The sequence below is a fragment of the Paludibaculum fermentans genome (genome assembly GCF_051172195.1).
In the GTDB taxonomy this organism is placed as follows: Bacteria; Acidobacteriota; Terriglobia; order Bryobacterales; family Bryobacteraceae; genus Paludibaculum; species Paludibaculum fermentans_A.
In genome coordinates this window covers 1-537 of sequence record NZ_JBPJAQ010000023.1, presented here as the reverse complement: position 1 = coordinate 537, position 537 = coordinate 1, and the positions used below count along the sequence as shown (strand labels likewise).

At 64.4% G+C, this 537-nt stretch carries 1 protein-coding gene; it reads left to right on the top strand.

Annotation, left to right across the window (positions count from 1 at the left end; all coding sequences use genetic code 11):
* A partial coding sequence (locus ACR9Y2_RS40300) for a carboxypeptidase-like regulatory domain-containing protein (RefSeq protein ID WP_435047590.1) occupies nt 1-342 on the top strand: 342 nt, incomplete at its 5' end.
* Nucleotides 343-537: the final 195 nt, after the last annotated feature.

Sequence of the window (537 nt, the reverse complement as noted above, 5' to 3'; positions counted from 1 at the left end):
AGCGACGCCCGGAAAGGGGGCAATCCGCAGCCGGTAAGGGTCTTGGAGGACCGCACAATCGCGGGTCTCGCCATCGTCCTTCGAAGCGCCCCCGCGTTCTGCGTGCGTGGAGAGGTGCGCAACGCAGCCGGTGTACTCCGCGGTGACGTGGCCTTGCGCCTGGAAGCACAGGGCTGGTCGGCCTCCGTGTTCAACGACGGCGGACGCTTTCTGCTGACCGGCCTGCTCCCCGGAGAATACCGGCTGATTGTCACCGGGCAGGGCGTCGTATCTCAGGAATTGGCCCGGGAGTTGATTCGCGTCGACTCCAGCAACAGCAGGGTGGTGGTCAGGCTCCCTTGACCCGCCTCAGCCACCACCTGCCCGATACACTCCGTCTTATGGGATCGTCCACGTCCCCGTCTGCACCGTACCCGTATCCCGGTTCAGCACATCCAGCGTCCGCTGGAACATGGTCTTCGCCCCGGACATCGGCGCCTTCATCGTGACAGGCACCGTCACCACCAGGTTTCCACCATTGTTCTGAACGGTGGTTCC